Source organism: Saccharibacter sp. EH611 (genome assembly GCF_009834765.1).
Classification (GTDB): domain Bacteria; phylum Pseudomonadota; class Alphaproteobacteria; order Acetobacterales; family Acetobacteraceae; genus Saccharibacter.
The window spans coordinates 22,372-28,371 of record NZ_WVHP01000005.1; the positions used below are offsets into that span (position 1 = coordinate 22,372).

8 protein-coding genes are annotated in these 6,000 nt (G+C 50.2%); 2 read left to right on the forward strand and 6 right to left on the reverse strand.

The genetic code is table 11. The annotated features are described in order from the left end of the window. Nucleotides 1–76: 76 nt before the first annotated feature. From GS535_RS03815 to GS535_RS03840, 6 genes are all read right to left on the reverse strand, one after another. On the reverse strand, nucleotides 77–820 hold the full coding sequence (locus tag GS535_RS03815) for a hypothetical protein (protein ID WP_160792500.1): 744 nt from the start codon (nucleotides 818–820) through the stop codon (nucleotides 77–79). Then, the gene (locus tag GS535_RS03820) at nucleotides 789–2,339 is read right to left on the reverse strand and encodes a DUF1073 domain-containing protein (protein ID WP_160792501.1); all 1,551 of its coding nucleotides are present in this window, start codon (nucleotides 2,337–2,339) and stop codon (nucleotides 789–791) included. The genes GS535_RS03815 and GS535_RS03820 overlap by 32 nt, the downstream gene beginning before the upstream one ends. Before the next feature lie 81 nt (nucleotides 2,340–2,420). Further along, nucleotides 2,421–3,905 (reverse strand): phage terminase large subunit, encoded by a 1,485-nt coding sequence (terL, locus tag GS535_RS03825; RefSeq protein WP_160792502.1) that lies wholly within the window; start codon nucleotides 3,903–3,905, stop codon nucleotides 2,421–2,423. Beyond that, nucleotides 3,883–4,197, reverse strand: coding sequence for a hypothetical protein (locus tag GS535_RS03830; RefSeq protein ID WP_202401645.1), 315 nt, complete (start codon nucleotides 4,195–4,197; stop codon nucleotides 3,883–3,885). The genes terL and GS535_RS03830 overlap by 23 nt, the downstream gene beginning before the upstream one ends. Nucleotides 4,198–4,221: 24 nt before the next feature. Then, entirely contained in the window at nucleotides 4,222–4,575 is a 354-nt protein-coding gene (locus tag GS535_RS03835; protein WP_160792503.1) for a copper resistance protein NlpE, read from the reverse strand. Then, nucleotides 4,572–4,934, reverse strand: a complete 363-nt coding sequence (locus tag GS535_RS03840) for a hypothetical protein (RefSeq protein WP_160792504.1) — start codon at nucleotides 4,932–4,934, stop codon at nucleotides 4,572–4,574. Before GS535_RS03840 ends, GS535_RS03835 begins: the two co-directional genes overlap by 4 nt. 210 nt (nucleotides 4,935–5,144) lie before the next feature. Between GS535_RS03840 and GS535_RS03845 the strand changes: the two genes are divergently transcribed. Then, on the forward strand, nucleotides 5,145–5,474 hold the full coding sequence (locus GS535_RS03845; RefSeq protein WP_160792505.1) for a hypothetical protein: 330 nt from the start codon (nucleotides 5,145–5,147) through the stop codon (nucleotides 5,472–5,474). Nucleotide 5,475: 1 nt separating this feature from the next. After that, nucleotides 5,476–5,985 carry a hypothetical protein gene (locus GS535_RS03850; protein ID WP_160792506.1) on the forward strand — a complete coding sequence of 170 codons (510 nt, stop codon included), beginning with the start codon at nucleotides 5,476–5,478 and terminating at the stop codon, nucleotides 5,983–5,985. Nucleotides 5,986–6,000 lie beyond the last annotated feature (15 nt).

The following is a 6,000-nucleotide window of genomic DNA, read 5'->3' on the forward strand; positions in this document are numbered from 1 at the left end:
GTTAGGTGTATGCTGACTCAACCTTTGGGATAAGGCCGTGTATTGCCCATAAGAGGAGTTTGGAAACCTCTGCCCGCTACCGTATAGTTTCCATTTTCGCGTCCGTTGGATAGGCTGTGGTGACGCGATAGTGGTCGCCTACAGGCGTTAGATGGAGCGCCTCTATCATATGCTCAACTGATTCTTTCGTGATAACAAGATTGCGGCTGCGATGGCGTGGGCTCTCTATATCTTGCGTATGATGTGTCACGATATAATGAGCGAATTCTAGCGCATGCTTAAACCCCAGCTCTCTGATCTGACGCCCATGTCTAAACTCAATATGCCGACGGCCCCAGCCTTTCCCACTAGGATGCGTCGTTTTTTGCCGCCCTTCGCTAAAGATAATAGGAATGCGCACATGAGGAATGTCAGGATGAGGGATTTCTCCCAGCACAACAGGGCGATTTAGTTCGGCTTCTTGGCGGGTGTCGTGCCCACCTGGCCCCATATTCCATGCCGCAACCCCATAAGGCCCACGTTGTTTATCTTCTGCTTCCAAGCGATCTAGAAGGGCGGCATATGTCTTTTGCAATTCCACAAAAGACGCGCCACCTTGTGAAACCCAACGCCCATGTTCATCACGGGGTTGATGGGGGGCTTCATCGCCAACGAGGCCAAGGCCGTTCTGCTGATAGAGCTGCCTGATCTCACGCACATAATTACGGCCCATGAGCGCAATGGCACGGTGCATAGACCGCCTGTAAGCCTCCGCAATGCCGACATTAGGGCGCGGGAAGGGCGTGCCTTTAGGGGTTTTCTTCCTCACCGCCAAGGTCATGGCTGTCTTCCTCTTCAATCCCTAAAGAAAGCCGGTTCCCCGAACGGAGAAGAGCGCGACGCGCATCTTCGGCAGACATAATGCCCAGATCGACTAGGTCAGCGAGCCCGCGAGCATCTTTCCAGTCCATATCGGCTTTCTCACGGGGTGGAGGCTCGCTGATTGGATGCCACTCCCATTTAACGGCACCCAGCTCAATCAGCCTCTTGCCCCAGAGATGGAACTGTAAAATATCGCTTATGCGCTGGATGATCGGCTCAAGATGGAGGGTTCGATAGGACTTTTTACGGTCATCAGAAAGCCGCAAAGCCCCGTCGCTGGAGGCGTTAAGCCCTGTCGGTTGATTGCCTGTAAACTCCATCACCGTCATTTGCGTGATGTTACAAATCTGCTCTAACGCTTGAGCTTGCAGACGGTCGAGCCCAGAAAGGGGCGTGGTGATGTTAGTAAGAGTTTCATCCTTCCCAATCATCATCAGGCCCATATTATTCCGGGCTGCATTAAACTCTCGTGCACGCTGCTTCAGACGCATTCGCCCCTCTGCGCTCAGCACTTGGTCAAAATTGGTTGTAAGCGCCATTGTCCGCATAGTCGAAAGCAGTGCGGTCACATTGTCACGCGTCTTGAGCCAGTTATCGACATAGGGCTTGGCCATGAACAGCAATGAAGCACCAGAGAAATTGTAAGCTGGCTTGTAAATGTCAGGCACAGGGCGTGTGATCAGCGTCATGCACCGGCTGGCATGGTAGGAGGTTCCTTGAACCCACCACGCCTGTGGTTTGTAATACCAAGGCGATGCCGCACTCTGTGTGTTATACGCATCAGGACTGATCCATGTAGGGTCAATGGCACGGAAGCCCTTGACGTTTCCTTTGCCCATTTTGTGGGGGGTGAGAGTGAGCGGGGTTTCCGTTTCCCCGTCGGGGCCATCATCACCACGCATCGTGACAAGACCGAACCCCATCCCATAAATGGTCTCGTGACTGACGAGTTCACGCAGGAAAGACAGAACGTTAAACTCTTTTAGAGCGGCATTCAGTTCATCAATCTGTTTTTTATCAATCTTACTATCAAGTGTGTCATGAGGCTGCCATTCCCCAAATGACCGCAGAACACCGTCCACTTTAGCGGTGAGAATATTCTGATAATCCCCTCGCATCGCGAGTGCTGACAGGGCAGGGAAGCCGGGGAAACCAACGCCTTGATGTAAAAACTCTCCACCTTGTGCAAAACCGCCCATTCCGATCGGCGTTTGAGGCATGTTGGAAACCGTTATGCGGGGCGCTTCATCGCCAATTTTCCCAGCACGCGGGCCGCGTCTGTAGGTGCCAATAACCCCTTTTTCAGGGCGGTAAGGCTTTAAAAGCTCCTCACTTGAAGGGGCGGTGCTTTGGTCTTCTTGAACCATCTCATCGGCAAGAGACTGGGCAAAGCTAAAAACCTTCTTTTGAAAGTCAGGCGCTAAATGTTCAAAATCCGGCATAGGCGGAATAGGAAGGCCATTGACGTAAGGAGGCATAAAAGAAACCTATGGAAAGAAAACCGGTTCATCACGGATGATCAGAGGTATGACAAACAGAAGCCCCCTATAGGGCGCTTCTTAAAACGCCTCATACCCGCCCTCATCATCGGCCCAAAAACTGTCCGCATCATCAGGAGCTAATGGCCCCATATTGGGCGTCCAAATGGCGGTAAAAGCCCCGGCTGCGGCATCGACTTGATCGTCGTGGGTAGCAGCAGGGAAGGCGCGGAGCTCCTCAATAAAGGGGGCATTCCATGCGGACTTTACGAGACACACATTGCCCACATTTACTTGTGAGGCGAATGGGGTCGCGCGTGTCGCTTTATCGCCCGTTTCCCGAATGCATTGCACGTGATACCCTACGAGAAGACCGGTGAGGTAAGCCGATTGCGCTTTCCCAGCTTGGCCGGGGTCTTCTGGCAAGACGATACGCGTCTCATAACCATCCGCTCTGGCAGTATTGAGTATGGCTTGTTGCACATCTTGCGGGCCGCCACGAAAACGAACAATGTCAAGAATGACATAATGCTGACTGTCCAAGCGCCCCATTTTAACCCCAACCGTCCAGTCAGGGTCATTGCCACCCGTATCACGCGTAGCGGCCAAATCCCAACGTCTGACAAGATCAATTACGCCAGAGGGTTCAGCATCCAGATAGGACAAGGCCGTCAGCTTAAAGAGATTTCCTTCAGCTTCTGTCGGTTTTTGCTGGTAAAGAGCGGCCCATTCGCGCGGGCCAACCGTGTCACGAATACGTTTAAGCGCTGGCAACGGATAGCGGTCAGGCCACAACGCCTCGCCTTCTGAGCGTCCTAGGGCATCATCAGGGCTATCAGCTAATGCTGGGAGCTCAACAACATCCCAATGGTCGCCTCCGGTGTCTTGGGCTTTAAGAAGCCGACCTGCCAAATCGTCTGGGTGCCAGCGCGTCATAATGAGCACGATAGCACCGCTAGGCATCAGACGGGTGTAAAGGACAGACCGATACCAATCCCACACATTGTCCCGAATGACTTGGGACTCAGCTTCTTTGCGATCCTTAAAGGGGTCATCGATGATCGCAAGATGGGCACCTTTGCCCGTCAGGCCGCCGTCAACACCAGCGGCGACATAGACCCCGCCTTTATTAGTCGCCCATTGGCCCTTTGCGCTGCTGTCATTGGAAAGCAAAATATTAGGAAAGACATTTGAAAATTCAGGAGAGCGGAAGAGATTACGAACATTACGTCCGAATGTGTTCTCTGCCAGATCAGCCGAGTAAGAAGCCGTAATAATTTGGCGTGTCGGATGACGCCCTAAATACCAAGCAGGGAAGCGCGTGCTGGAAAGCTCTGATTTCCCGTGCCGTGGTGGCATGAAAACCATGAGACGGTCGATCTCACCACGCTCAACTTGCATAAGCTTGTGAGAAAGAAGCTGTAAATGAGACCCTGCTTCATAAGCAGGCATTGTGTATTGCGTAAAAGCGAGAGGATCAATACGAGCTTGTTGGCGACCCTTGAGTTCTGCTCGCGCTTTATCTCTTACAAGTCGCTCAAGTTCACTCCGCTTTGTCCTCGCCATGATCTATCCCAGCTAATACAGCTAAGTCCTCTTCTGTCATAGATGTGACGCTACGGTTCATGCTTGCGTCAATGGTTTGCTTTGGTTTGCCGTAAGCACGGTCTAAAATATCTCGGGCGGCTGCTACGCGTGCTGCTTCACTCTCTCCATGTCTGGCAATGCTACACAGCGTCTCAAGTGCGTCTGTGCCATGTTCTTGTGCGAGCGCACGAATATCGGCGGTCGCCTTATTGGGCACACCTTTTTTCCGACCAGCACCAACAGGACGCGGTTTTCCCTTTGGCCAAGCCATGATATTTCCTCAACTTACTTAAACTTATTTTTTATTCTCTAGCGCCGTCATAATGGCGTGACTGACACTCTCACGGCGTTCGATCTCAAAGCGCAGCATTTCGAACCGTGCTTTATTGGCCGCCGCATGAAGAGGGTCTGTCTCTGCCTCAAGGGCGCGAATTTCATCAGCAAGCACCCAGCATGAGATGTCTAAAGCCTCAACAAAGAAGCGAGTCTTTTCCCCGCCGTCACTCATAAGGCGCAGAAAGTCCCCGGTTGTTGGACGTCCATCGCGTCCAGAGCAGACGGTGTTAAGCGTGTAACCATCTGCGATCTCGTTCAGCATGGCACGCAGAACATCGTCAGAGAGGGCGTTGTGTAACGTCTGCTGGCTCATAATGTTCTCCGTTGGGTATAGGCATCTTCCCGCGCCTGCGTCCGCACTTCCTTGCAGGCAGCGGCCCAAACGCGGGTCATGAGGGTGGAGGGAACTGTTGAACCGATAGAATACACCGCTGTGTGAGGCAGCGTAAACGGAGCGCATCGGATCACGTCACACGTTTTGAGACCGAGCATCGCCGCATCCATCCAAGACGGGTGGACATCGGCACGGTGGGTATTTTCTGGGCCTTTACGGATCGGCACGAGTGCCACGCGGTCTTTCTGGCGTTTTAGCACGATACAAAGGCCGCCCCGTGTAGATACAATACGACCACGCCTAATCCGTGGGTCTGGAGTAGGGGCGAAGTTCGGCATGATATTTTCGAGAGAGAAAGCTTAAAACAAAAAAAGCCGCGGCCCGATTGGGCGCACGACTTCCGACTATGCCAATATCATGCCACGTTTATGCTATACGTACAAGTCCTTTTTTTAAAATCGCCTCATTGACTCCAGAGGTTGGTTTTTTAATTGTATGATTCTTATAAATTTTCGTGATGTAAAAGCTTAATATAATGGGGTGTTAACGTGGGTCTTCCCCCGATTCAATTCATGGATAAAATTAAAGAGATTTTAGAAGTTTTAACTAACTTGGCAAAAGTTGCAGGGAAAGAAATTTTTCTCCTCACGATGTTTTTCGTGTTATACATAATCGGGTTGGTATGTGGGCTCGTTTGGTATCAACTGCTTGCTGGAATTTTGGCATTGTATATCCCCTATCAAATGAAAAAGGCCCTAGAAATTATAAGCGGATGGGAAAAACAAAAAAGATTAATAAAAAACGAACAGAAGAGGCTCAACGATATGTTGAAATCATTGATTTCTTCTGAAGGAAAAAAGAAAAATAGGAGGAAATAAGATGTTTTTATATATTATATTTTTGGCCGGCTCATTATTTTCGATTAATGTTGTGGGCTCGTACTTTCTTCATAGGGTAAAGCTATACGGGAATGCTTTGAAAGAATTTAATGATGCGCTGGATGTTATTTTAAAAGATGATCGCGTTCCGTATCTTGAAAAGCAAAGATTGGCGCGACTAAGCATCGTTGCATGCTCTAAGGAGAAGGCAAAATCATATATAGATTTTGCTGCCTCGGTTTTGGCTGGGGAGGTTACTCCTTCGGAAGGGAATCGTTATTATGACGATCACCCTGATTTAGTAAGAAGATGTTTAGATCTGTATATGGCGGCGTTAAGTGTCGCGGGTTTTACAATAGGAGATGTGTACAAAGCTCAACATATCAGAAAAGGACTAATGTCATCAGGCAAATTATCAGAGACGAAGGAAGATTGTTTGTTTGCGCGCTTTTCCGTGAGATTGCCAAGGCTTTTGAAATTTGTGCCAAAGGAATTTCCTCAATACGCTTGATGATGTGTCAACATA

Bases quoted from the DNA above. Each gene is read 5' to 3' on its own strand.
- GS535_RS03835 (WP_160792503.1), bottom strand. From the start codon at position 4,575: ATGAGCCAGCAGACGTTACACAACGCCCTCTCTGACGATGTTCTGCGT.
- terL (WP_160792502.1), bottom strand. From the start codon at position 3,905: ATGGCGAGGACAAAGCGGAGTGAACTTGAGCGACTTGTAAGAGATAAA.
- GS535_RS03820 (WP_160792501.1), bottom strand. From the start codon at position 2,339: ATGCCTCCTTACGTCAATGGCCTTCCTATTCCGCCTATGCCGGATTTT.
- GS535_RS03815 (WP_160792500.1), bottom strand. From the start codon at position 820: ATGACCTTGGCGGTGAGGAAGAAAACCCCTAAAGGCACGCCCTTCCCG.
- GS535_RS03830 (WP_202401645.1), bottom strand. From the start codon at position 4,197: ATGGCTTGGCCAAAGGGAAAACCGCGTCCTGTTGGTGCTGGTCGGAAA.
- GS535_RS03850 (WP_160792506.1), top strand. From the start codon at position 5,476: ATGTTTTTATATATTATATTTTTGGCCGGCTCATTATTTTCGATTAAT.
- GS535_RS03840 (WP_160792504.1), bottom strand. From the start codon at position 4,934: ATGCCGAACTTCGCCCCTACTCCAGACCCACGGATTAGGCGTGGTCGT.